The sequence below is a fragment of the Paenibacillus sp. VT-400 genome (assembly GCF_001029205.1).
GTDB classification, from domain to species: domain Bacteria; phylum Bacillota; class Bacilli; order Paenibacillales; family Paenibacillaceae; genus Paenibacillus; species Paenibacillus amylolyticus.
Window position 1 is genome coordinate 4,110,931 of record NZ_LELF01000067.1, and the last position, 24,811, is coordinate 4,135,741.

21 protein-coding genes are annotated in these 24,811 nt (G+C 47.2%); 5 read left to right on the plus strand and 16 right to left on the minus strand.

The genetic code is table 11. From position 1 onward, the window contains the following. Positions 1–60 precede the first annotated feature (60 nt). Positions 61–696, plus strand: a complete 636-nt coding sequence (locus EL84_RS28645) for a type 1 glutamine amidotransferase family protein (protein ID WP_047843916.1) — start codon at positions 61–63, stop codon at positions 694–696. Here EL84_RS28645 and EL84_RS28650 read toward each other — a convergent pair. Beyond that, positions 680–1,606, minus strand: coding sequence for an NADP-dependent oxidoreductase (locus EL84_RS28650; RefSeq protein ID WP_047844465.1), 927 nt, complete (start codon positions 1,604–1,606; stop codon positions 680–682). The genes EL84_RS28645 and EL84_RS28650 overlap by 17 nt on opposite strands. Before the next feature lie 196 nt (positions 1,607–1,802). Here EL84_RS28650 and EL84_RS28655 point away from each other — a divergent pair, with 196 nt between their 5' ends. Next, entirely contained in the window at positions 1,803–2,681 is an 879-nt protein-coding gene (locus EL84_RS28655; protein ID WP_047843917.1) for a PhzF family phenazine biosynthesis protein, read from the plus strand. Positions 2,682–2,745: 64 nt separating this feature from the next. Here the strand turns inward: EL84_RS28655 and EL84_RS28660 are convergent, their stop codons facing one another. From EL84_RS28660 to EL84_RS32680, 5 genes are all read right to left on the minus strand, one after another. Beyond that, entirely contained in the window at positions 2,746–3,693 is a 948-nt protein-coding gene (locus tag EL84_RS28660) for an alpha/beta hydrolase (RefSeq protein ID WP_047843918.1), read from the minus strand. Positions 3,694–3,803: 110 nt separating this feature from the next. Continuing rightward, entirely contained in the window at positions 3,804–4,520 is a 717-nt protein-coding gene (locus tag EL84_RS28665) for an expansin EXLX1 family cellulose-binding protein (RefSeq protein ID WP_036668609.1), read from the minus strand. A gap of 338 nt (positions 4,521–4,858) precedes the next feature. Further along, positions 4,859–6,064, minus strand: a complete 1,206-nt coding sequence (locus tag EL84_RS28670; protein WP_047843919.1) for a cation:proton antiporter — start codon at positions 6,062–6,064, stop codon at positions 4,859–4,861. 3 nt (positions 6,065–6,067) lie between these two features. Then, the gene (locus tag EL84_RS28675; protein ID WP_036617317.1) at positions 6,068–6,574 is read right to left on the minus strand and encodes a cation:proton antiporter regulatory subunit; all 507 of its coding nucleotides are present in this window, start codon (positions 6,572–6,574) and stop codon (positions 6,068–6,070) included. Further along, entirely contained in the window at positions 6,564–7,037 is a 474-nt protein-coding gene (locus EL84_RS32680) for a GreA/GreB family elongation factor (RefSeq protein ID WP_053061638.1), read from the minus strand. The genes EL84_RS28675 and EL84_RS32680 overlap by 11 nt, the downstream gene beginning before the upstream one ends. Before the next feature lie 388 nt (positions 7,038–7,425). Here EL84_RS32680 and gdhA point away from each other — a divergent pair, with 388 nt between their 5' ends. Together gdhA and EL84_RS28690 are read left to right on the plus strand one after the other, a co-directional pair. Continuing rightward, on the plus strand, positions 7,426–8,811 hold the full coding sequence (gene gdhA / locus EL84_RS28685) for an NADP-specific glutamate dehydrogenase (RefSeq protein WP_200904550.1): 1,386 nt from the start codon (positions 7,426–7,428) through the stop codon (positions 8,809–8,811). A 154-nt stretch (positions 8,812–8,965) separates the two neighbouring features. Further along, the gene (locus EL84_RS28690; protein ID WP_047843920.1) at positions 8,966–9,820 is read left to right on the plus strand and encodes a pentapeptide repeat-containing protein; all 855 of its coding nucleotides are present in this window, start codon (positions 8,966–8,968) and stop codon (positions 9,818–9,820) included. A gap of 157 nt (positions 9,821–9,977) precedes the next feature. On the opposite strand, the gene EL84_RS28695 is transcribed toward EL84_RS28690, so the two are convergent. From EL84_RS28695 to EL84_RS28715, 6 genes are all read right to left on the minus strand, one after another. Further along, a complete protein-coding gene (locus tag EL84_RS28695) occupies positions 9,978–10,955 on the minus strand; it encodes a diaminopimelate dehydrogenase (RefSeq protein WP_414855722.1) in 978 nt (325 codons plus the stop codon). A gap of 211 nt (positions 10,956–11,166) precedes the next feature. Then, a complete protein-coding gene (locus tag EL84_RS28700) occupies positions 11,167–11,745 on the minus strand; it encodes a hypothetical protein (protein WP_047843922.1) in 579 nt (192 codons plus the stop codon). A gap of 32 nt (positions 11,746–11,777) precedes the next feature. After that, entirely contained in the window at positions 11,778–11,924 is a 147-nt protein-coding gene (locus tag EL84_RS32085; RefSeq protein WP_161799451.1) for a hypothetical protein, read from the minus strand. A 50-nt stretch (positions 11,925–11,974) separates the two neighbouring features. Next, positions 11,975–12,958: an alpha/beta hydrolase gene (locus tag EL84_RS28705; protein ID WP_047843923.1), complete on the minus strand. Its 984-nt coding sequence runs from the start codon at positions 12,956–12,958 to the stop codon at positions 11,975–11,977. Positions 12,959–13,192: 234 nt separating this feature from the next. Beyond that, positions 13,193–13,948 (minus strand): exodeoxyribonuclease III, encoded by a 756-nt coding sequence (locus EL84_RS28710; protein ID WP_036617303.1) that lies wholly within the window; start codon positions 13,946–13,948, stop codon positions 13,193–13,195. 110 nt (positions 13,949–14,058) lie between these two features. Beyond that, positions 14,059–14,616 (minus strand): GNAT family N-acetyltransferase, encoded by a 558-nt coding sequence (locus EL84_RS28715; RefSeq protein ID WP_047843924.1) that lies wholly within the window; start codon positions 14,614–14,616, stop codon positions 14,059–14,061. A gap of 131 nt (positions 14,617–14,747) precedes the next feature. Between EL84_RS28715 and solA the strand changes: the two genes are divergently transcribed. Continuing rightward, on the plus strand, positions 14,748–15,881 hold the full coding sequence (solA, locus tag EL84_RS28720; RefSeq protein WP_152683082.1) for an N-methyl-L-tryptophan oxidase: 1,134 nt from the start codon (positions 14,748–14,750) through the stop codon (positions 15,879–15,881). Between the two features lie 134 nt (positions 15,882–16,015). Here the strand turns inward: solA and EL84_RS28725 are convergent, their stop codons facing one another. From EL84_RS28725 to EL84_RS28740, 4 genes are all read right to left on the minus strand, one after another. Continuing rightward, positions 16,016–17,860: an RICIN domain-containing protein gene (locus tag EL84_RS28725; RefSeq protein WP_053061639.1), complete on the minus strand. Its 1,845-nt coding sequence runs from the start codon at positions 17,858–17,860 to the stop codon at positions 16,016–16,018. A 40-nt stretch (positions 17,861–17,900) separates the two neighbouring features. Continuing rightward, positions 17,901–19,256 (minus strand): glycoside hydrolase family 43 protein, encoded by a 1,356-nt coding sequence (locus EL84_RS28730; RefSeq protein WP_152683083.1) that lies wholly within the window; start codon positions 19,254–19,256, stop codon positions 17,901–17,903. 441 nt (positions 19,257–19,697) lie between these two features. Next, a complete protein-coding gene (locus EL84_RS28735) occupies positions 19,698–22,736 on the minus strand; it encodes a beta-galactosidase (RefSeq protein WP_047843926.1) in 3,039 nt (1,012 codons plus the stop codon). A gap of 526 nt (positions 22,737–23,262) precedes the next feature. Continuing rightward, positions 23,263–24,759 carry a glycoside hydrolase family 30 protein gene (locus tag EL84_RS28740; protein ID WP_082219158.1) on the minus strand — a complete coding sequence of 499 codons (1,497 nt, stop codon included), beginning with the start codon at positions 24,757–24,759 and terminating at the stop codon, positions 23,263–23,265. Positions 24,760–24,811 lie beyond the last annotated feature (52 nt).

Genomic DNA, 24,811 nt, shown 5'->3' on the forward strand with positions numbered 1-24,811 from the left:
AAGTTAATTTATAATACAAGAGTAATCCATTCAATCATGAAAACAAAAGGAGCATGTATGATGCAAACGAAGAACGTATATCTATATGTATTTGATACGATGGCAGACTGGGAGATAGGATATCTAACTGCTGAATTGAACTCGGGAAGGTATTTCAGGAAAGAGATCCAGCCTTTACAGGTCGTAACCGTAGGCGTGGATAAACATCCAGTAACTACCATGGGCGGATTGAACATCCTTCCTCATATTTCTATTGATGAATGTACATTGAAAGGTGACGACCTCATCATTCTTCCAGGAGGAAACACCTGGATGGACACCATCCATGATCCCCTATTGAACAAAGTTGCTGCCTCTATAGAAGAGGGTACGGTTATTGCGGCGATTTGCGGTGCGACAGTTGCACTTGCAAAAATAGGGATACTGGATTCCAGACAGCATACAAGCAATGATTTAGAATACCTGAAGATGATATGCCCAGATTATACTGGAGAAACCTATTATGTAACGGAGCCTGCAGTAACCGATGGAAATCTAGTTACTGCATCGGGAATAGCTCCGTTAGAATTTACAATGCATGTGTTGAAGCTGTTGAATGTCTTTGCACCAGAAACATTACAGGCCTGGTACAATCTATATCAGACTCATGAGTCCAAATACTTCTACGAGTTAATGAATTCTATTGCACCTGAATAACCAGTTTCCCGCGGGTATGATGGGTTTCACTCTTCTCATGTGCTTCCCTTACTCCCTGTTGAGTTAGCGGGTACGTTCCATCAATAATCGATTTGAGCTTGCCTTCCGCAGCCAGTTCAGCCAGCTGATCCAGTTGATCCCCTTTGGGCTCCATCATGAAGACGTTGGCCGTTACTCCGGCTTCCTTGGCAAGCTTCTCATCCGGTTGTTCCACTAAGGATACCAGATGCCCGCCAGACTTTAACACCTTGAAGCTATTGCGCTGAATATCACCGCCCATGGTGTCCAGCACAACATCATAACCGGAGAGAATCTCCGAGAAATCTTCTTTTTTATAGTTGATAAAATGATCCACACCCAACGAGCGAAGCAACGCTTCGTTTGATTCACTTGCCGTGGAAGCCACTTCAGCGCCGAGGGACTTGGCGATCTGAATGGCATACGTTCCCACACCACCTGCACCAGCATGAATGAGTACCTTCTGCCCTTTGCCTAAACGTCCGTGATCCACAAGTGCCTGCCATGCCGTCATCGCCGCTAGCGGGATCGCTGCTGCTTCCTCGAAACTCAGTTGCTCCGGTATACGGGCAATAATATCCGCATCAACAGCAACATATTCTGCATAGGTTCCGAATTGACGCGGACGCGCAAATACCCGATCACCTTCTCTGAACCTCGTGACATTTGAGCCTGCTTCAGCCACAATACCGGCAACATCGCCGCCCAGAATCAACGGAAAATTCTCCGCTGCTTCTTTCATATAACCTTGTCTGATTTTGAAGTCTACCGGATTCACCGACGTGGCATACGTTTGGATTAATACCTGATTCACTCCACATGTTGGCTTGGCTACTTCTTGTTCCTTCAATTGTTCCGCTCCACCAAATTCCTTAATCACAATTGCTTTCATTAGAAATCCCAGCCTTTCCATTGATTATCGTTATACTCTCTCTCCCTTCATTACCCTTTCCCGGCGATCACTTGACCTATTCATTCAAAATTCACAGCAATCTGGGATTCACAAGCCCGTTCAACAATCGTGATATAATGTCGATTATCGATTACGTTAAATCTTAACCCAATAACTGAACAAGCGGGGTAACACGATGGAAGTAAAAGTAAGTACATTACATGCATTTTCGGACAAGGCTCATGGCGGAAACCCCGCAGGTGTTGTTTTACAAGCAGCGCATTTGTCTGAAACCCAGATGCAGGAGATTGCCAGACAAGTCGGTTTTTCAGAGACTGCGTTTGTCATGCCGTCGGATCAGGCTGATTTCAAAGTGCGTTATTTCACCCCAAGTGATGAAGTTGATCTATGTGGACATGCCACAATTGCATTATTTTATCTAATGAAGACACAGCAGCTCGTTAATGTTGGTACATATACACTGGAGACACTGGCCGGAATTCTTAAAGTTGATATCGAAGTCAATGGAGAAGTCTATCTGTCTCAGACGTTGCCGGAGTTTGGGGAGATCGTGGATCGACAGCAGATTGCCGATTCGTTACGTATTTCTAAGGAAGATTTGCATTCCGAGCTACCTGTGCAGATTGTGTCTACCGGGCTACCCGATATCATGATAGCCGTTAAAGATGTTGATATTCTGACCAAAATCGACCCTGACTTCCAGCGTATCACTGAAATAAGCAAGGCTCATCATGCCGTAGGTTATCATGTGTTTACACTCGAATCAGATGCTGAGGACGTTCTGGCAGAATGCCGTAATTTTGCACCGCTTTATGATATACCGGAAGAGAGCGCAACGGGCACATCCAATGGTGCCATGCTCTGTTATTTATCCCAGTACAACCAGCTTACAGATCCTCACCTTCACACGTACACGATCAGACAAGGTTATACCATGAACCGCCCCTCTGAGATCCGAGCCAGATTAACACTGGACAGCTCTAATGAAATCACACAGATTCAGGTTGGCGGTAATGCAATTCATATCGAAAACATTCAAATACACCTCCCTTAATGGGAGGTGTTTTACGTACGTAGGATATAGAATTATGTAATTGAAGCAATATCATGATCTTAAATCATTGAATTTGTTGTAAAAATCGTAGTACCGCTACCTCCAACTGGTTCAGTCCTGGCTGCTCTATAGGAAAATGACCTGCCCCTTCCAAGATCACACATTCCTTGTCCACCACCAGACGATCAAAAAAAGATTGGCTGAACCTGATCGGTGTCATGGGATCCAGTTCAGGGTGAACCAACAGGACCGGACACTGGCTGAACTGTTCCGGGCTTACCTCCGGTTTTTTATTAAGGAATGTTCTTAATAATTCCAACGGAATACGTGTAGCTGCCGCTTGTGGATCATCCATAATAAGCCGGGTTAAGTCCTTGTTATTAGTAATCAGTTGCATTCGGGATACCTGTTTGACCGAAATACGTACATGATCCAGCAAACCTGGGAACAGATCCATCATCCGTTTTCCCACCCGGCTCACCAGACGATTCGGTGCAAGTTGATCACGCATTTCCTGATTACTCGTGTCTACAAATGTAGTTGCGATCAAACCCTTAACACGCTTACTGCGTGCACTGGTGTGATAGGCAAGCATCCCTCCGATGCTACTTCCCAATACAACGATTGGCTTGCCATCTTTTTTGTGTTCCCGTTCTATGAGTGACACAAGCAGCTCTATCCAAAGTTCGTAGTTAATACGTGTACCAGACATTGCGTAACTTAACCCATACGGCGGAAGATCTGGCGATACCACCTCGTATCCATGTCGCTGCAACATGCGGGCATACGGAGCGAGCAACCTGCCATTGCCTCCCGCACCATGAATGAACAGAATTTTGATTGAAGACTCCGGCGCAGGCAAGCGATCGATATGCAGATGAACCCCATTTGACTCCCACCATTCTTCCTCAGGAGCTGTATGCTCCCCTAACCTCACTTCTTCCGGGAAAAAGCCCTGATACTGTTTCCAATAGGGATGTGTTGTCTGATATGAAGGCAAACTTTTTTTCATACGTTACATTCTCCTCTTTTTGTATACAAAAAAAAGCCGTACAGTGTACGACTTTTCGTTAAGAATACGTCTATGACCATACTTCTTTTTATAACAACTCCGTATATCTGTCAATCGGGAAACTGTACATTGCCCGGTACGATATAGGCACCACCTGACCCATCATTAGGCAGAGCCGGGATCGTGTCATTTAATACCTGACCGCGAATATCGGTAATACGAACGTTTAATTTTTCTTTGCCCAGTCCAGTTCCGAGGAAATGATTATAGTCTTGCTTTTCAAGATTGAGCCACGTGCCATCCTTCTGTTTCACTTCGAACTTCAGCACCGGATATTTGTGATTACGAACCTGAATGGCTGCCCACCACTGACTGCTGCCTTCCTTGATCCGATAGGAGACGTTGCCTTGAATTGGAGCTTTGACCACTTTCCAGCTGATATCGATTTTACCTGCCTTTGGGTCACCGATCAGGTTAAAGGCATTCGGTGAGAGATCCAGCGCTCCGCTGGCGCCTTCTGGATAGAGGTCTGTTACATAGACGGTTGTTTTGCCTTTAGGACCCTGCACCTCGAGATAGGCTCCCGCTAAAGCGGCTTTGACACCGTTATAATTGAGTTGGAACGGATTAAGTGCAGTAATCTTCATGTCTGCCGGGATGGGATCAAGCAACACTGCACCTCCCGAGTAACCTGAGCCTGTATACGTCGCGTAACCCTGATATGTATCGTTCCATGCGGCAGATGCAGGCAGAGCAAATAATACGAGACTGAGCAACATCCCTGTACCGGCCCATTTTAACCGTTGAAATCTACTTTTCTTGTTCATGAGCTATTCCTCCTCGTTCGTTCTCGTGTACATAGTGCGTTCAACTGCTAGATTTGAATATAACATTATTTTACATAATAACTTCTTATTTTCAATCCCTCTCTACCAAATCACATCTATAGTCCTGCCTCTGGACTTGAACATTCACGACCACGCACAAGATATGGATACATACCATAATTTGGTGGAATAGGTATAATAACAAGGCTGTATTCGATGGGTTCCCCGTAATAAAAAAACGCCACACCCCGGAGTAATTTCGCTCTCCAAATGGTGTGGCGCCTATTAAACACTACGGTCAGAATACCCTATCTGTCCTAGGACAGACAGCGTTTGACTCAACCCGTTTCCCTTCGTTTCATCCGCTTCCTTAGCCGCGCATACGATGCGTAAATCCGCGGAGATTCTTTGGTCAGGATAGGCCCCAGCACAGCCAGAATTAACACATACAACACGGCAAACGATTGGATGGATGCCATCAGCCCTCCGGCCTTGCCGATGTTCGCCATGATAATGGAGAATTCGCCCCGGGAGACCAGGGTAAAGCCCACATTCAACGAGGCCTTAGGGCTCATTCCAGCCAGTCTGCCAGCGATCATACCTGCACCATAGTTACTGGCAATCGTCAGAATAACGGCAATAATCGTCATCCCAACAGCTCCGCCAAGTGAAGCCGGCTCGATGGTCAGGCCAAAACTGAAGAAGAAAATTGCACCAAAAAAATCTTTGAAAGGCATGATCTGATGTTCAATCCGACTCACATGTCTTGATTCGCCCAAGACAAGCCCCATCATCAACGCTCCAATAGCTTCCGCTACGTGCAGCGTCTCCGAGAAACCTGCTACCAGGAAGAGCAGTGTCATGACGGTAAGCAGAAACAACTCTGATGACTTGATATTCAGTGCCTTATCAATATATTTGATGCTTTTCCTGCCAATAATCAGGAACAGCACAATAAACAGCAGGGCAGACAGCGATACTAACAGAACACTTAAGAATGAAGTTGCCCCGCTGAGCACAAGCCCGGTCAGGATGGAGATATGAATCGCGATGAACAAGTCATCAAACATGATCATGCCCATAATAATCTCTGTTTCAGGGTTTGCCGTGCGTTTCAGATCAACGAGCACTTTAGCTACAATGGCTGTAGAAGAGCTGGTCATGATTCCGCAGACAACAAGTGTCTCCTGAAGGGGCAGATCCATGAACCACCCCAACAGCAATCCAGAGACAAAATTCAGGCCCACATAGAACATGCCCCCGGTCAGAATGGCTTTGCCAGACTTTAATAACCGGGAGACCGAGAACTCCAAACCCAGATAAAATAGCAGAAACAAAATGCCAAGCCTGCCCATAAATTCAATAAAGGTCGAACTTTCGATAAAACGTAAATCCACTATGCCAATCTGTGGTGCATGTGGTCCAACAGCCATACCAATCAGGATATAGAAAGGAATGACCGAAAATCGTAATCGTGAAGATATCAGCCCAGTAAGTGTAATCAGCGCAACGGCAATTCCCACTTCGAATATGAGCATATCCATAGGCTAAGTCCGTCCATCAGTTAACAATTGTTTGAGATGTTTGATCTGATTCCGTTCACCGGCAACTACAATTGTAGCTCCAGCGGTAAAAGCATAATCCGGGCCTGGATTAAAATGCTTCTCCTTATCCTTGGTCACAACAGCGAGAATTACGGCGCCCGTGGCCTGACGGATATCTAGTTCACCAATCGTCATGCCTACGCTTGCGGCGTGAGGCTCAATCCGTAGCCATTCAATTAACAGCCCTTCAAGCATCACTTCACGCTCATCCTGAAACTTCGGTTTATAGGTCATACCACCAACAATAGCGGCTACCGCCCGGGCTTCATCGTCGTCCAGGGTGACAAGAGATACCATATCACCCACCTCTTCAGGTGTATCCCCTGACTCCATATGGAACAGGTCACGTCGCTCGTCGTTATGAATCACAATGACCAAATGCTCACCACTACGGGTATGCAGCCAGTATTTACGTCCAATCCCTGGTAAGTCCGTCTCTTTAAAGTGCATGATCTGCACCCCCTAAGACAGCCCCGTTTAAGGTGTCGCTCCTCAGCTCGATCCCCGTGATGCGTATCCTCATGGAACCTGATGGTGTATGAACAGACCTAACTTCCCCTACACTGCCAAGCAGTAATTGACTCCCTACTGGAGAGAGGAAGGAAATACGCCCCTCATCAGGATTGGTATCCTCTGGCATGACAATCATGAACGAATCCGATGTATGAAAATCGATATATTCAAAATCAATATGACTGCCGATCAATACCGCCGAGTCCAGATCTTCATCCGGGCCCAGGAGCAGTTTTTCCACATACTCCTTATATGCCGACAATTGTTTTTCCAATTGTATCCGCTCTGGATCACGCACGTCGAAATAGGCGTCGAGAAATGTTCTTTTCTCTTCACCGAATGTAAATAGCTGGCTCACCAGCTTCTCTCTGCAATTATGGCGGGAAGTCCTATGGTTCATAATAGATTTCACCCCCTATACAAGCCTTGTTCTCCATGTTGATTGGCATGTTTCTCTTCATCATCTTGTTTTCCTCCTTTTTATTTTAAAAAGACCCCGGGATACGAGACCTTCTTACCATCTTACCAAAACTAATATTTTAATCCAGTATATTCGTCTAACTTGCTTTTTTATTATCATTTGTGGTCATATCTTCCATTTAATAACTTAATTCTTCACATCATATGGTAGATCCATAGAACATTTTAATTACTGCATAAAAAACATTTTATGAATTTTCATCTCGTATTTTTATTTGCTTTCCTGTATATTTAACTACAAACTTTTATTCAATTTATGCAAATAAGCCTCTACAGACTTTAACACAATAAAGGAGTGCATCGAAAAAGTGTCCACGATAACAAAAGAAACTACAGAGTCCGTTCAAGTTACTGCCGCAGAATATGTTCATTCCGTTTACGAGTCGGTTGTCGCCAGAAATCCGCACGAAGATGAGTTCCATCAGGCTGTCAAAGAAATTCTGGATTCCCTTATTCCTGTTATTGAAGCACACCCTAAGTATAAGAACCATAGTCTGTTGGAACAGCTTGTTGAACCTGAACGTGTAATCACATTCCGTGTCCCATGGGTAGATGATCAGGGCAAAGTTCAGGTTAACCGTGGATTCCGTGTGCAATTCAACAGTGCCATTGGCCCTTACAAAGGCGGACTTCGCTTCCATCCTTCTGTATACTCGGGCATCATCAAGTTCCTTGGCTTCGAACAGATCTTCAAAAATGCTTTGACCGGTCTGCCCATTGGCGGTGGTAAAGGCGGTTCTGACTTCGATCCCAAAGGAAAATCGGATCTGGAAGTCATGCGTTTCACGCAAAGCTTCATGACTGAACTTTACAAATATATCGGTTCCGATACCGATGTACCAGCAGGTGACATTGGTGTAGGTGCACGGGAAATTGGTTACATGTTCGGCCAATACAAACGTATCCATGGCGGACATGTGGCAGGCGTATTGACAGGTAAAGGACTGCTGTACGGAGGAAGCTTGGCACGTAAGGAAGCGACTGGCTTCGGCTGTGTGTACTTCGTGAAGGAGATGCTGCAATCCAAGGGACTCAGCTTCCAAGACAGCACAGTCGTTGTCTCTGGCTCTGGTAATGTGTCCATCTATGCCATTCAGAAGGCACAGGAGCTTGGAGCTACAGTTGTGGCGTGTAGTGACTCAGGTGGCTACATACACGATCCACAAGGCATCAACCTGGATACCGTGAAACGTCTGAAAGAGGTTGATCGTCTTCGCATCAGCGAATACATCAAAGAACACCCGCATGCTACATATACTGAAGGCTGTGAAGGCATCTGGTCCATCCCTTGTGATATTGCTCTTCCATGTGCAACGCAAAATGAGATCGATGAAGAAGCTGCGGCCCTTCTAATCAAAGGTGGCGTGAAGGCCATTGGCGAAGGCGCCAATATGCCTTCCACCCTGGCTGCCATTGACGTCTTCCACGGTGCAGGCGTGCTGTTCGGTCCAGCCAAAGCGGCTAATGCCGGCGGTGTAGCCGTGTCTGCTCTTGAAATGTCACAGAACAGCATGCGGTTGTCCTGGTCATTTGAAGAAGTAGACGCCAAGCTGCATGACATCATGAAGAACATCTACACCAGCTGTGTAGAAGCTGCTGAAGAGTATGGCTGTGAAGGCAACCTCGTAGCCGGAGCGAATATCGCCGGTTTCCTCAAGGTAGCGGATTCCATGATCGCTCAAGGTGTAGTTTAATTTAATACGTGATTCTCCACGATCAAAGGGCGTTCCCATCCATTTGGGTAACTGCCCTTTTTTCCTTGTCTTCAATTGCTCTAATCGCAAGGCAATGGTAAAGTGGTACTGACGTAATTCCATCTATTTGTACTATTATAAGGAAGTGTTTACATTGTCTAACCAACCATTTGTCAGCACTGCGAGTCCTCATCTTAGCGCAGACTGTGAGCAATGTTTTGGCCTGTGCTGTGTTGCCTTGCCCTATGGCAAGTCATCTGACTTTGCTTTTGATAAAGCCAGCGGCACACCCTGTCCCAATCTGCGCACGGACAATCGCTGCGGTATCCATACTCAGCTTCGGCAGAAAGGGTTCAAAGGTTGCACGGTATACGACTGTTTCGGAGCTGGACAGAAGCTGTCCCAAGTGACCTACGCGGGCAAAGATTGGCGTGATCATCCAGAGTCTGCAAACGAGATGTTCGATTGTCTGCCTGCCTTGCGACAACTTCACGAGTTGCTCAGTTATATGAAGGAAATGATGATGAGACCGGAGACGTCATCCCTTCACTCGTCATTTGGTGAGTTATATGAGGAGATTGAGCGCTTGAGCAATCTGGAGCCTGCGGCACTCCTCCGTCTGGACATCGCCAATTATCGGTCCAGTGTGAATCAACTCTTGGTCCAGGCAAGTGAGATGGTGCGCGCGAATGTGCCACCCACCGCTCATGGACAAGGGAAGTCGAAGAAGAGTAAAAAACGTACCGGAAGTGACTTTTTTGGTGCCAATTTAAAAGGGGCTGACCTGCGGGGCGCAAGCTTCCGAGGGGCTTTAATGATCGCAGCCGATCTCCGAAATGCAGATACACGAAATGCGGATTGGATTGGCGCGGACTTGCGGGATACGGATCTGGGCGATGCAGACCTGAGAGGTGGCATCTTCCTGACGCAATCCCAGATTAATGCAGCCAAAGGTAATGTGAATACCAAGTTGCCGGATCATCTTAACATTCCCTCACACTGGGTGTAGGGTGCCATTTCCACAAGAACACGAGCAGGGATACAGGCAGGATAGTACCTGCCATTCATATGAATGTATGAATCGTATACAGAACAGCAAAAAAAACAGCTCGTCCTATACATCCAAGGACGAGCTGTTTCTATAAAATCACTGGAACGAATCAGAATTATAACAAGTCGCGGCGGAGATCTTCAGCCGATTTTGGAGACAAGTGACCGAGCGGAATATCAAATACCGTTTTCGCTCCCTTATGTCCTTCCACGCTCAAGCGTTGTGCGGCTCTTGCATACGCTACAAGTACGCTTGCTGTAAATTCAGGATTGCTGTCGAGTTTCAGACCAAATTCAATAATTTGCTTTTGACCTGCACCCGTAACCCCACTGCGAATAACAAATCCACCATGCGGCATACCTTCATGCTCGGATTTCAATTCTTCTTCGCTAATGAATGTTACAGTTGTATCGTAATCTGCAAAATAGTTAGGCATCGACACAATCGTCTCACGGATCTCATCCTGATTAGCACCATCTTCTGCTACCACATAACATTGACGCAGATGTTTCTCACGTGTAGACAGCTCTGGTGTCTCCCCTGCACGAATGCGGTTGATCACCTCTTCAACAGGTACAGTATACTGTACACCAGCCTTAACGCCTGGAACACGACGAATAGCATCCGAGTGGCCTTGGCTCACACCTTTGCCCCAGAACGTGTACTCTTTTCCTTCTGGCAGGATGGACTGTGCAAGCAGACGGTTCATGGAGAACAAGCCTGGGTCCCAACCTGTGGAAATGACACTTACGTGACCGCCAAGCTCTGCCGCAGCATTAACTTCTTTGTAGAATTCAGGAATCTTCGCATGTGTATCGAAGCTATCTACCGTATTGAACAACTTGGCGATGGCTGGTGTCTGCTCTGGAAGGTCGGTTGCAGAACCACCACAGAGGATCATAACATCAATCTTGCCTATGTATTGCTCCGCTGCAGAGATATGCTCAAAACGTACTTCTGTGCTTTCAGCGACCATCTGCTCCGGATTACGACGTGTAAACACAGCAATCAGTTCCATATCCTCGTTTTGGGAAATGGCTTTCTCTACACCTTTACCCAAGTTACCGTAACCAACAATACCCACTCTAATCATGTTCAATCCTCTCCTGTCTTCTTCTATAGTTGTCTATTACTCTGTTTATAATGATATAACATACCATGTAACCTGTCAGGTTTCCAGTTCGAAATAAAAATACCTTGCAGCGGTGCAGCAATAATGCGGCTCCGTATGCAAGGTATTTTGGCGTTCATTCGTTATTTTAGGAAGAAAAAAGCAGGAAAGAAAAATAGCCCTTATCTTCTGCTTATGATTCTGTCCAGGTCAACGTCAGTTCAATGACGCCTTCCTGTCCCGCCAATGTTCCACCGATCAGGGACCAGACATCCTGTGTCTCCGGGTCGGTTCCCTGAATAATAATATTTTTGTCATCGATCGTCTGACCTGCATCCGTCAACTTTTTGGCGTTGAAGTAATCTTTATACAGCTGGGATACGGTTTTCATATCTTGTTCAGTGGAGAAAATCACCATCGCCGATTGCTTGCCTTCATTCTCACCAGAATTGGCTAAACGAATTGTTGCATCTTCCGGCAATGGGAAATCACTTGGCAAGTTCTCCGGCAACTCATTGGTTCCAGCAGACGTTTCTTCACCACTATCCGAGTCCGAGTCGGTTGGTGCAGTCGTACCCTCCGTTTCGGTCACTGCACTTGTTGTTGCTTCGCTTGCACCTTCATCAGTCGCTTGTTCACCAGTTCCGGAGGAAACTTCAGTGTCCACCTTCTCCGTATCACTCGGTTCGTCTGCCGCGCTACTGCAAGCACTCAAGGCCACTACCATCGCCAGTGCCGCACAAGCCAATACATATTTCCTTCTCTTTACCATCCGTTACCACTCCTTCATCTTCATTTTATGTGCTAATAACGTTCAAACGGCTGGATCACAGGCACCGCATGAACGTTATTCTTAACCCATATCACAGATACAGATAATACACTTAAAGACAATAGACAACTGGCTACAAGAATGGACAGGAAGCGGGTGATTACTTTAAACTTTTTCATCCATCCCTCCTCCTCATCCTGTTCATCATGTGTTTGTGGAATCATGTTACTCATAGGTCACTGGACGGTGTCACTAATTTCATGATCTCGGCGGCGACAATATCCGGTTGACTGTTGTGGATACTGTGTGTCGCTTGTGGAACTGTCAGCTGTGTTCCGTGTCTTGACCATGAAGCAAAATTCGCTTGGTCGGCCTGCCATGCATGACTGTCCTCATCCAACTCCTCCGAACCGGCTGTGAGGATCGTCAGGGGAAAGCCAAACTTCGTTTTGTTCTCAAGCACACACGCTGCATTTGTTCTGGAATTCCGAACCTCTTCCATGACATTGTCATTGTACGCATGTCTCAGCGTGGATATCGTGACGGCTTTTTTCATCGGTTCCGTTACCAGACTTGGGTCAATGACCAGAGATGCCATCATGCGATCCGATTGCAGCAATGTTCGTGCGATGCCTGTTTTCACCAGAAAACGGGACCCATCCATCATCCATTCCGGTGTATTCAGATCCGTACGACTGTAATACTCTGGGCTTCCGCCATCGATCATGACCATGCCAGCCACTTCATCAGGATACCTTTGCGCAAACCGCAGTGTCTCCAGCGCACCCAGGGAGTGACCGACCATGATGTAAGGTGGACGTTGACCGGATGTTCGCAGCAATTGGTGGATCTCTTCCGAGATGGTATCAACATCACGAGGGTCATCCGTATAGTCGCTGTATCCATACCCGAACCGATCATATACCGCAATTTTCACCTGTGATTTCAACTTGTCATATAGCGGACTGAAATCCACATACGGATTGGGTGTACCCCAGCCTGAGGCAAACACCACGGTTACCTCTCCTTTGCCGGCGGTGTAGAGGTGCATGTTGCGACCACTCACTTCATAATACTTGCCTGGCGGGGGATAGGACTTCATATCCTGCGTGGATTGATACGCTTCATACGCTGTACCTGCCAGCAGCAAAAGTCCTGTGGCAAGCATGATGCCTCCCAGCACTTTTAACCCTCTCCGTAACCCCTTCTTCATCTTCTCTACCCCTTACCCCAAAGGTTCATCTATATATGTATGCTTCAATCGTACCCAAGAAATAGCGGGATTGAAACAATCCCGAGTCCAGTTCTTTCCCCAACCAAAGTCCAGTGTCCCTCCCCTACCTGTGACGCAAAAAAAAACTGCAAATCTCCCATTCAGGAAACTTGCAGTTCATCTATACTTGTATTCTAAAACTCTTACCTCAATCTATCTCACAACGATCCTTACCTATAGTTGCAACGTAAGACCCACCGGGCAATGATCACTGCCCATCACATGACAGTCGATATGCGCATCTGCCACCTTAGGTGCCAATTGATTGGATACTAGAAAATAATCAATGCGCCAGCCCACGTTCCGTTCTCTAACCTTCGGCATATAAGACCACCAGCTGTATACATCCGTACGATCCGGATAGAGATGGCGGAAGCTGTCTACATACCCGGAAGCAAGCAAATCGGTCATCTTGCCACGCTCTTCAAGGGTAAATCCGGAATTGCCCAGATTGGGCTTCGGATTCTTCAGGTCAATCTCCTGATGAGCCACATTCAGGTCACCACAGACGATAACCGGCTTAGTCTGCTCCAATTGTAGAATGTACCCCCGGAATCGATCCTCCCATTCCAGACGGTAAGGCAGCCGGGTCAGATCCCGCTTCGCGTTAGGGGTATAGACGTTCACCAGATAAAACTCATCATACTCCAGTGTAATCATCCGTCCTTCCGGCTCACTGTCCTCCTCCATCCCATAACGAACGGATAAAGGTTTAATTCGGCTAAATACAGCCGTACCGGAATATCCTTTTTTGATTGCATAATTCCAATATTGATAAACATCTTCCCCCAGGTCCATCTCAATCTGTCCGGCTTGTAATTTGGTCTCCTGAAGGCAGAAAATGTCTGCCTGACTCTCCTGATAATAATCCATGAATCCTTTGGTAACACATGCCCTTAAGCCATTCACATTCCAGGACACCAGCTTCATATCCTCATCTCCTCACATCTCTCCAATATAGCACGGGCTCATTCAGAGGGACAAGCCTTACGGCTCTGGAATGAGATGGAGTCATTGGAATCCTTATGGGGCTAGCTTGCCTATATTTCGCTTCGTAACTTAGAGAACACCGCAAGGTCAATATATCTGCCTTTCTCAAACTCATGCTGCCGCAGTACACCTTCCTGTTGGAAATCAAGTTTATGTAACAGGTGAATTGACGCCTCGTTCTCCGGTTCAACCTTTGCTTCGATCTTGTTGAGCTGCATGCTTGTGAATCCAAAATGTAACACAGCACGGGCCACTTCCGTCATAACACCGCGGCCCCAGAAAGAGGAACGCAAATCGTATCCAATCTCTGCACGGTTATGTACATCTTCATAGTTCAGGAACCCACAGGTTCCGATCACTTTACGAGTTTCACGGTCTTCAATCATCCAGCGTAATCCCGTGTTTTCCTTGAAAATCTTCGTATACCAATTCATCTCACCCTGTGCATCCTCCACGGATTCAAAGGGAGTGAATGGCATATATTGAACCACAGCTTCATCGGAATATAACGCGAGCAGATCATGGCTGTCTCCAGCCTCAGCTGACCGGAGGATAAATCGTTCTGTCTGAATTAATGGAAATAGATCAAACCTAAATTGCTCACTCATGCGAGGTCTCCTTTGCAACATTCATTGTAGAAGTCCATTTTACTACACTTGCCTTCATCAAGCTTTTACTATTAATATGTTCTATTAAGGCATTACTGTAGAAAAGGATACATAGGAGAGGACGTGCTATTATCACACAATCATATGACGTTATTATCGTTGGAGCCGGCTCCATGGGTATGAGTGCTGGGTATTATCTATCGCGCAGTGGATGCAAAACTTTATTAATCGATGCCTTTGATCCTCCGCATACGGAAGGAAGTCATCACGGGGATAGCAGACTGATGCGCCATGTGTACAGTGGTGGGCCTGACTATATTGCCATGGCATTACTTGCACAGAAGTTATGGCACGAGCTGGAGGAAACGACCGGAGACCAACTGTTTGTTCCTTCCGGTGTAATAAATGTGGTTGATCCGGAGATTCATTCCTTCCACAACCGATTGAGCCATGCAGATGATGCAGGTATTCGGTATGAAACGTTGCACGCAGCCGAGGTGATGAAACGCTGGCCAGGTATTACAGTACCTGAACATTACGAGGGCATGTATGAGCCTGATGCGGGTTATCTGTATAGTGAACCCTGTATTCGTGCCTTTCGCAAGGCAGCCGAGGCTCATGGTGCCACCTTGTTAACACACACACGGGTGGAGCATATCGAATACGGACCACATTCCGTCGCAGTTCAGACTTCAAATGGTGAGACCTACCACGCGAATCAAATCATCCTGAGCGCTGGTGCCTGGTTTCAGACATTAAAACCTTTCGTGGATCTCCCCATCCAGGCAGTGCGTAAAACGGTTGGATGGTTTGATGCACCAGAAGCTTTGTATGGCGAGGCACACTTCCCCGGTTTTACACTGGCGGGAAAAGAAGGTACATATTATGGATTTCCAAGCATTGGCGGATCAGGTCTGAAGATGGGTCGTCATGATACGGGTCAGGTGTGGACACCAGGAAGTACAATGGCTCCTTTTGGTACGGAAGAAACGGACGAGGGGGATCTGCGCAGGCTGCTCGAACTTCATATGCCTCAGGCAGCAGGAGCATTGAAGCGTGGTAGTGTATGCAAGTATGAATTCACTTCGGATGAAGATTTTATCATCGACCGACACCCTGCCCATGAACGTGTGTGGCTCGCAGGCGGTTTCTCCGGTCATGGCTTCAAGTTTGCAAGTGCCATTGGGCAGATTCTATCCGACTTGGTGCAAACGGGGCACACCGATCAGGATATTAGCAGGTTCGCCCTATCCCGTTTTCGTTAAGTACCAGCTGGGTGGATGAATATATGTATGTATGTCTAAAATAGCTACTTTCCTTGAGGGTGCAGTGTTGCTTAGAGCACTGCACCTCCAAGAAAAAAGGACACGTAATAACGTTTAATTCATGCGTACTCACACTAATTAACTTTGACTAGGCTCCATTGCTGATTGGCCCCGCCATTGTCGGCCCACTGAATGGTTGAGGCACCCGCGGTTAGAGACCCTTGATTGATGTCAACCGTCAGGCCACTGTTTCGATTCGCAAGTACCACATATCCTCCCACATCAATTGGCAGCCATTGCTGATTGTTGCCCCCGTTATCCTGCCACTGAATCAGAGCGGCTCCGCCTTGTGTGGAACCCGAATTCACATCCAGCAAAAGCCCACTGCCCACATTGCGGATGTTGTAATATCCGTTACCTGCGGACTCCAGCTTCCACTGCTGGTTGGCTGCTCCATTATCATTCCACTGAATGATTGTTGCCCCACCCGTAGAAGAAGCACCGTTAACATCGAGTGCAAGTCCACTATTGCGGTTGATTAATTTGTAGATGGCCCCGGATTCATATCCTGTACCGCCATTGTAAGTTGCACCGGAAATGACGTAGGTTGTGACCGAATTGGCCTTTGCCGTAGCGGTAAAGGTTTTGTTTTGCACCGAAATATTGGTCAGTTGCTGCAACTTCTCCGTTGAAGAGGTCCGATATACTTGAGCAGACGTGCCTGTGTTCGTAAAACGACTGAGATCATAGGTTACCGTTGTATCCGTCGATTCCGAATTGGTTGTAACCAGTACTACTTTGCCGGAAGCTGCATCATAGGCTGCAAGGGTATTGGCATCACTCATGCCGATAATCTTGTACCCAGGACGAATAAATTTGCTGTAATTGCCCATGACATAATATTTTTGGTTCACGGTGTAACTGGTCGTTTGTGTATTGTTCAACACGTTCTTGAAAAATCCCCATCCTTCTGCACTATCGACGGCTTGCCAATACACCCATCCACTTGCGCCCATATTGCGAATATCCTTGAGGATGGTACGTGACATGGTAAGTCCACTTGCATCCCCGTCTCCATATTCCGAGGTCCACAGATGTTTGCCCGCAGACGTCGCTGTGTTGCGCAAAGCAGTACGATTGCTTCCGCCATACGTATGAGTGTTGATCTGAGTGATCGCTGATTTAACCGCATTACTGTAGCTGTTGAACGACACATTGGTATCATCGATACTGTATTCTTCCGGTGCGCTCAGCTTTGTGGACAGGCCCTTTGCATTCAACGAAGCTTGTACCTGACTCAGAATTGTGTTCTGATCCGCCCGGTCAAAGTGCATGCCCTCCTGGTCATTGCCCTGCTTCCACCATGTCGAGATCGGTTCATTCAGCGGAGTTACACTATCAAATGTGATCCCCCAGTTATCCCGAAAATGCTTCACAACCTCAGTTAAGTAATCGGCAAAATCATCGTAGTAATCGGGCTTGAGGTTGTTACCACCATTGGCCGAACCGGACACATTACCACTGATCGTCATCCAGTAAGGTGCGGAATTCGCAAAAGCTTCGATGACATTCACGCCTTGCGCTTTGGCAGCTTGCAGCATATAACGCTGGTTCGCATCTGCATTCCAGTCATACACACCGGGAGAAGGCTGGTAACCAGGAACGGCTTTGCGATATTCAAGGATATTGGACGCTGGATTATCCCCGCCTCCAATGTTGTACCGCAGAATATTCAGCCCCAGTCCGGTATTTGCATTGAACATTTTCTCCACATACTCATCCCGATTGGAATATTCTCCAACCACTTTGCCCCACCACGCGAGGGATGTTCCCCAGCCTTCCATCGTCTGATATTGCTTCGATGGATCGGCAACAGCCGTGTAGGCTCCCGCAGCAGATACCTCTGTTCCCAGACCCAAACTGCCTGTTAGCAGGCTTCCTGCCAGCAACAGCGAGCTCATTCGTTTTAACCACTTCATCCGCTTCACTCCTTATCATTTTTCAAAACACGAACACCCATTATTGCCCGATCTCTCGGAAGGTCGCGTCTGACTTATCGAGTGCGGTAACGACAGCTTCCAATTTCAGTACGTTATTATAATGTCTCAGGTACAGGTTCGGATTACTAAACGAGGTATACGATGTCCAACTAGCATTAGCAAGTCCATTTACACGTTTGAACGTGGCGTCATTTCGGAATGTAGTGCTGCCGTCATTTTTCACGAGTGTGATGCTGCCATTATTATTGCGCAGGAAATAACCCGGATAATTCATGGACTCAAACGAAATGCCTGTTGCATTTGACAGCCCAGGAACGATACGGAATTGTGCATCTTCCGCCGGACTGACATTGGCATCAATCCGTGCCTGATAGTTGTAATGACGAATGAAGCTGCCTGGTACATTGAATGACTCCAACTTGCGGATATCCCCCGGTTGTCCGGACTCTTTCAATACGGTCATATGCCGGACGAGTCCGGTAAGACCTGCAATCTCTTGTTTGGCACCCCAAGTCTGGAAGTTATCAGCAGAGTCGCTGTAATAATATTTTTGTGTTGCATAGCCGTCAAAGTAGATTCGCCATGAACCATTATCCAGCTGAACAAGCGCCGGACCTTCCACCCAAGAACCCCAACCTGCCCAATCCCCTGTACCTTTAAAGGTATAAGGACCCGTTAGCGAGGTTGCTGTCGCATATTCAATGTATTTGGTGGTCTCGTTCTTGGTAAAAGCATGATAGGTTGAGCCTGTCTTCACGATAAAAGTGTCGATATAATTGGGAGCAATGCCTGCCAGTTCAGTAGGTGCAGACCATGAGGTAGATGTTAGATTGCTGCCTGAAGCTGTGAGTACATAAGGTTTGAAATTCTGATAGTTGCCTGGTGAGAGGGACACGATAATGTTCAGACTGCCGTTGCTGTCTTTGAACCATTCTGGTGCCCAGGTGTGTGCAATTGTGGTAGGTGTGGATAATGTAATATTACGGACAAATGTCCAGTTTACCTTATCCGGGCTGGAGGCGATGCCAATGGTGTTACCCGACCAGTTCGTGGTGTAAACAACGTAATATAGACCATCTGTGTGCTTCATGATGCTGGGATCGCGGATCAGATCGGCCGGAGGTGTATAGGCTGGCCCTTTTAGCAAACCATAGTGGGTTGCATTATACGATTCATAGATGTACATATTGGACTCACTTGTGTTCGTAAAAGCGGATATCGTATATACACTTGTCGCTGCTCTGGCTGTATTGGGGAATAACATTGTTAATAGAAGTAATGTTCCGAGCAGCAGAATCATTCCACCCTTGAAACCTTTGGACTTTCCTACTCTTACTCCTACTCCTCCTATTCCCTCTTCCTTCTTCGTCAACATTGGGTCATCTCCTTATCCATGAGTGATGAACAGAGGAATACCTCACTGTATTACCAAAGACAAAGCGTACCTGGGACTGCCACTGATGAGCAATACCTCACAACTACCTGTTCAAATTCCAATTACATGAAGCATCACTCCCTTCACAGATCATGGATGAACACTCTTTATATATGTAAACGGTTACAATTAATTAAACTACAAGTGTTACCTTAGTTCGTTGTACCAACCTGATCACCACAGCTCCCCCATTCCCTTAGCTAATTCACTCACAAGACTGAATCCAAAGATTCACAAGCTCGAGTTATTTGACTAAGAAAATGAGGTAGTGTGACTGTAGTAAAAAAGGTGAAATGCTGCGCCCAACTCGAACTATCTCGATCCAGTTATTGTTCTCAACCATAGTTGGATCGGTAAGACAGCTATCGATCCATACATGAACTATTCCACCACAACCCACGGATAACGGGATAATGCGCCCAACAGGAATCGTACCCGTTCTGGTGTTCTGCCTTCTTCATCGAACAAAAGTAATTCATTCTCTTCCTGTAGCCATGCTACTGGAATTTTGTAATCCTCTTGCGGACCAATCTGCCAGTAACGGCCCAGATGATGTCCGTTTAAGTGAATGGTTCCTTTGCTCATTCCGGTCAGGCGAAGCATCAGGTTCACCTTATGGTGCTCGGAAATAGAAGGTTTCGCGAAACGCCAGCGGTACCAGACCGGCTGACCATACGATCCTCGGACTGGAGTATGATTGGATACAGGGTGAAATTTCTCACTCAATGTAGCACTATTGACCGATTCATTCGTGGTGTCGGGCACCAGATTGGCAGTACAATTGCCACCTGCGGCGATACCAGGCTGTCCTGCACGCTGGATTGACCCCTGTGCTCCAGGATGGATCGATTCCTGTCCTACCTCGTAGCTCTCCCATTGTTGCGGAAGCAATGCATCCGTCCCTGCCATACGCCAATCCTTCAGTTCTCCCTGACTCGGATATGTGATCAGTTCCAGTCGATTCAGCGAAGAGCGGCTATACGGCATTTCCAGTGTATTTGTCTCTCCGGTCTTGATATACAAGGATATGTCTAACGTCTGGAAGGCAAACCAATCCTGATATCCTTCCATCGGAACTTCGATGCCATTGATACAAAGACCTTTGCTCAAGGCACCCACAAGAATCGCCCGATCCATGCTATCCAGTGTAAAGCTTCTGCTCAGCAGTGGAGATTCTTGGAGAGAGTTCACCTCATCGAGATGCACAAGTCCACGCTCCATACGCCAATCCCGACGAATATCCTGAACCTTGCCATCCAGATACACAGCACCAGCCAGACCTTTGCTCTCACCCAAATACGGGGAGAAGTTCAATCTGCCCATATGCTGTACCAGAATCTGAAGTGTATTCTTCCCTTTGGCCACCTGCAACTGCACACCTGCTGCCCCTACCTGACGAACCAGTGCCTGCTGAACACCATTAACGATGATTCTGGCAGTATCCTGGATATCCGGCAAAATGAGGTTAGTGACCCCTTCGGTTGGACTCTCGAAATCACATTCGTACAATAGATAACCAAAATCTTGTCCGTATCGGGAAAAGTCTTCTGGTTGTCCACTCGCCGGACGCTGCTTCGCAGTTAACGTAACACGTGACAGCTCAGGAGAATCAGACAATGTCGGCGCACTCGGTAATGTCCACGGAAGCTGCTGCTGTTTGCCTGCAATAGGCTTCTCGCTGGTATAGAACTCGTGACCTGTTAACGTCCGTTCTCCATCGGTCCAGTCACCAAGCAGCGTAATTGTGCGATCTGGGTCAGTAATCATACCCTTGACCTGACCAGTTGGCAATACGTCCACGTCATCGAAACCGATCACATAACGTAGTCTCTTCTGATCTGTTGCTTCCAATCGCCATGTTCGATTCATCGTCTCTTGATCCAGAATGACGAAACGGATCGGTGTGCCGTTTGCTTCCAATTGGATCATTCCCGGCTCTTGGAAATGGAACAAATCGAAGCGGTATACGTTCCTGGCTGAATCATGTTCGACCAGCACTTGCACTGTACTGCCCGTGACGTTTAATACCTCGGCTTCCAGTTCAACAACAGAACGCTGCCCGGCAGCCGCCACGATGAACAGAGTCAATTCTCCATTTATCATTTCATTGCCCGTAATCATCGTACCCGCAGTCAGGTATACGTGTTCAGCAATCTGTACTCGATCCAGCAAAGGAACAATCTGTCCTGGATTCAGCGATACGGGAAGAGTACGGCCTTCCTCCAAAGTAATGTGCATCGTCTCGCGTTCATCCTTGTGACTCTCCAGGAACCAAATCTTCTGGTTGTCAGCCTGTCTGCCTCGTACAGATATGCCTTCAGGATGACGTACAACGATCTGTTCTTCTGGAATTTCCTCTGTTTCCATCAGAAGGGCCCCGAAAGCATGGACGAAATAGGACAAATTCTTGGTTACTGCATATTTCGGTGTCACCCGTCCATATTCGTTCAGCGGTGCATCATAGTCATAGGACGTAATCATGAAGATGTCACTGCTACCCATCGTTCTGCCGCCATATCCACCAAAGTTCGTGCCACCATAGAACATGTAGTTACTGATTCCGGTATACCCGGCGCGCAGGATTTCCATGATACGTCTCTCTAGTAAAGGGGCTGTCTTCTGAATGGCTGAAGGTCCTCCCCAATTCTCAAACCATCCGGTCCAGAATTCCGTGACCATCTTCGGGGTGTCCGGCTGTTTGGCTCGGAGTTTCTCATAATGCCCGTCAGCACCTGACCAGAAATTAGCCCCTTCGATCGTGCCTTCCGCCCCGCCAACGCAAGTGATCAGTGTAGCGTCAATGCCACGTTGCAACAATCCATCTCTCAGCGTATTCATATGGTCACTTGCAGCAGCGTCATCCATCAGATACCCGTATTCATTTTCCACCTGAACCAGAATGACCGTGCCCCCGGCGGATAACTGGCGCTCCCGAATAATCGGCACAAGCTGGTCAAAATACAAATTGACATAGTGCAGATACGTCTCATTGTTTTCCCGGAATTTTACGCCGTCCTTCGTACCAAGCCAGTATGGAAAGCCGCCAAAATCCCATTCTGCACAGATAAACGGACCCGGACGCGCGATGACCCACATGCCCAGTTCTGCGCACAAATCCAGAAATGCTCCGCAATCGTTGTCCCCTTCAAAGGACCACTGTCCTTCTTCCGGTTCATGCACATTCCACGCAAAGTAAGTGTCGATGCAGTTCATACCTGCCAGCTTCGCCTTCAGCAGAACCTCACGCCATTCCTCCTTCGGCATACGGAAATAATGGATCGTGGCACTGTTCAGAAATACACGCTCTCCGTTTAGGAAAAAGCTGCGTGCATCGTATGTTAATTCTGATAGAACACCATTCTCAGCCCTTGCGATGTTCTTCTCCTGTTCCTGCAGCAAAAGGGATGCTTTCTTTGTCAAAGTTATCCCCTCCTTCTCTTTATTTAGGTTCATATGTCCTGTAACTAATTTAAGGTGAACCATATCCGTTAAACTAAAAGCCATTTACACGGGTACTACGATTACAGAACAACTTTCCGATCGCTGTTATCCCCAGATTTTTTTGATTCCCTTTTCTCAAAGGGAAAATCCGGGGATAAAGGCGCACGCTCCGCTTCTTCAGGTCCTTTCTGTCCTCTCCGTTCGGTGTAAATGTTTAGTTCAATTTATATAGGTTCATATGTCCTGTAATCTTTTAAAAATATGAGTTCAACTAATGAATATTTACACTGCACACTTCGATGACAGAACAACCTTCCGATCGCTGTTATCCCCAGATTTTTTTGATTCCCTTTTCTCAAAGGGAAAATCCGGGGATAAAGGCGCACGCTCCGCTTCTTCAAGTTATTTCTGTCCTCTTCGTTTCTGTGTAAATGATTAGTTCAATTTATATTGTTCATATTCACACCAGCACTCAGATGACCGAACAACCTTCCGAGTACTATTATCAGTTCCCCTGCAACGTCACGTCTTCCAGTACAACCGTTGTGATGGAATTGTCGGCCGTAGGCACTTCAAGTCCGTTGGCATACACCGGGATGTCTTCAAGCTGTTCCATGTTCCGTTCCGGTGAAGTTTGATACACCTGAGCGGTGGATGATTTTCCATATGCATACCCTTCCAGTTCAAACGCCGTTGTACCCGCTGACAATTCGTTACGAATCACCAGCACCAGTCTCTGACGTTCCGCGTCATAGGCAGCCAGTGTGCGTCCACCATCCGTTGGAATAATCGTCGCGCCGGGACGAATAAACTTTGTGAACTGGGCCATGCCGTAATACTGTTTGGTCATCTCGTACTGCTCTTCTCCGTTGAAATTGGCATGAATGAATCCCCAATTGTTATTGGCGCCTTCATCTTCAACGGCCTGCCAGTATACCCAGGCGGATGGCTGCATGATTTTCAGATCAAACATGATCCGCTCCGCCAACTCCTGCACCGAGGTCATATCCTCATGACTGTGCGGCTCGCTGCCGCCGGTTCCGTACTCCGACATCCACAGCTTCTTGCCCTGGCGTTCTGCCAATGTGCGCAGCTCTTCCATTTTGCTACCATTATAGGAGTGGGTATTGATCTGCTGGATTACGTCCAGCGTGTCCTGATCATAGAGGTTGAAATTAAACACCGTCTCATCAATGCTGTTATCGTCCGCGGCACTAATGACGGTTCCATCCAGTCCTTTGCTCTTCAACGATGCAGCAACTTTCTTGATAATCTCGGCCTGTTTCTCATTCGTAAAATGACTGCCTTCCTGCATATTGCCCTTCTTCCACCAGTCGGAGGAAGGTTCATTGAGTGGATTCAGTGTGCGGAAGGTGATCCCCCACTCGTCCCGATAATGCTTCACGACTTCAGTCAAATAATCGGCAAACGCATCATACTGGTCGTCACGCAGATTATTGCTGCCATCCACAGCTCCGGTAACGGATCCACTGATCGTCATCCAGTAAGGTGGTGAATTGGAGAATGCTTCGGCAATGTTCACACCACGCTCCATCGAACCTTGTAATACAGCCCGCTGACCTGCATCAGCATCCCAGTCCCACTCTCCAGGTTCAGGCTGGAAGCCAGGTACATCCCCGCCGGGACGAAGGGCTTTCATCTCCGGATTTTCCTCACCGCCAATATTGTAACGAACGATGTTCAGACCTAATCCTTTCTCCGGGTCAAAGACCAGATCCATCACTTCACTAACCTTCGCCTGATCCTTCCATCCGCCAAGATCGTTGGCCCACCAGGCAAGTGACGTACCCCAACCTTCAAAATGATCATAGGATTGGTCCAGCTTCAGACGTACCGGTTCCCCTTGGAACTCAAGTGTTTTGGATGATTCATTGGCAAAATGATTGATAACAATTCCTCCTCCTGCCAGCAGCGCAATCAGAGCGACACCCATGAGGATATAACTCCGTTTGCCTCTGCTGCGTTGTTCTTTATGCGCCATGGGCTATACAATCCTTTCTCCATGTACGTTGATTACTCCATTGACCTTGAAC